The organism is Nocardioides gansuensis, from assembly GCF_003076135.1.
In the GTDB taxonomy this organism is placed as follows: domain Bacteria; phylum Actinomycetota; class Actinomycetes; order Propionibacteriales; family Nocardioidaceae; genus Nocardioides; species Nocardioides gansuensis.
Genome location: NZ_QDGZ01000024.1, coordinates 1 through 1608, shown reverse-complemented (window position 1 = coordinate 1608; position 1608 = coordinate 1). Strand labels below are relative to the sequence as shown.

Here is a 1608-nt window from a genome sequence, read left to right as displayed (position 1 = left end):
CTCGCACCTCATGCATTCACGGACACTGTGGTTACGTCCGCACGAAAGCGGACGGACCGCGTCACCATCGGGAAGGCTCAACCTCATGCTGCCCACCACCGCTTCAACCGGTGGTGAGGCTTGGACAGTGGCTGCCTCCCGGTGGTGGCCAGCGGCCGGCGTAGACGCTCAATAGGGGCATGAGAACCACTTGCTCATCAACCGACAGCCACGAGCCTGGGTCTCAGTGAATGCATGCGCATCGCCGGTCCTGCGGGTTGTATCCGCTGCACCACCGACACGATGAGGTGATGGGTTGTTCGCTGGCATTGACACACACAAGGACACGCTCGCAGTCGCGGTGATCGACTCCCACGGTCGACCGGTCGCCGACCGCGAGGTCCCCAACACCGAACGCGGGTTCGCCCAGCTGGTAGCCCTGCTCGAACATCACCGCGTGGAACGGGTCGGCATCGAGGGGTCCGGCAGCTTTGGACGCGCCGTCGCGGTCCACCTCACCCTGGCCTGGCAGGCCAACCACTCCCCCGCCAACAGCCAGGAAGTGCGCCCGGACCTGGGCGTGGTCGAGGTCCCGACCTTGATGACCAGCCGCGAACGTCGCGCGCAGCTCAAGGGCAAGACCGACCCGGTCGACGCGCTTGCCGTTGCCCGCGTGACCGCCCGCGAACCCCACCTGCCACCGGTGCGGCTCACCGTTGGCCCGGCCGCCGACCTACGGGCCCTCCTGGACTACCGCGAGGACCTGCTGCTCGAACGCACCGCCCTGGCCAACCGCGCCCACGCGGACCTCACCGGGCTGGTCCCCGGCTACCAACACCAGATCCCCAACCTCACCAGCCGCGCCCGCGTCCGCCAGGTCCTCGACCTCCTCACCACCCTCGACACCCCACACGACGGCTCACCAGGAACTGGCACTCACCTGGTCCGGGCCGACCTGACCCGTCGACGGCTCGAGCGCGTGATCGCCATCGATGCCGAGGCCGCCGCCCTCAAACGCCAGATCGCCGGCCTCGTCGAGGACGCTGGCAGCACGCTCACCGACATCCATGGCATCGGCCCGATTGTCGCGGCCCGGCTCCTGGCCGAAGTCGTCGACGCCCGCCGCTACCCCACCCGGGACGCGTTCGCCGCCGCCAACGGCACCGCACCCATCCCGGCCTCCTCGGGGCGCACCGTGCGCCACCGCTACAACCCCGGAGGCAACCGACAGCTCAACAAGGCGCTCTACACGATCGCGATCACCCAGATCGGCGCCGACACCGAGGGCCGCGCCTACTACCACCGCAAACGCGCCGCCGGGAAGACCAGCCGCGAAGCACTCCGCAGCCTCAAACGACGACTCTCCGACCTCGTCTACCGCACCATGCTCACCGACGCCACGGCCGCAGCAACGGACACGAACAGCCCGCCCGTGAGTCCCGTGGTGAGCCAAGCGGCGGTGGATGCGGCCGACGCACAAGAGGCACGACTAACGGCCTAGCAGCCAGCGGCGTGACGGACCTTCCAGCCTCGAGCCCGCTCTTCGCTCAAGCGTTCGCCCGCACCCACCTGCCACACAGGCTAACTCCAATAGGCCGGCACAGACCCCTTGCAACATAGGGGCCCACT

At 68.7% G+C, this 1608-nt stretch carries 1 protein-coding gene; it reads left to right on the top strand.

The window, feature by feature from the left end; translation table 11 throughout:
• Positions 1 to 295 precede the first annotated feature (295 nt).
• Entirely contained in the window at positions 296 to 1480 is a 1185-nt protein-coding gene (locus DDE18_RS22435) for an IS110 family RNA-guided transposase (protein ID WP_211754719.1), read from the top strand.
• Positions 1481 to 1608: the final 128 nt, after the last annotated feature.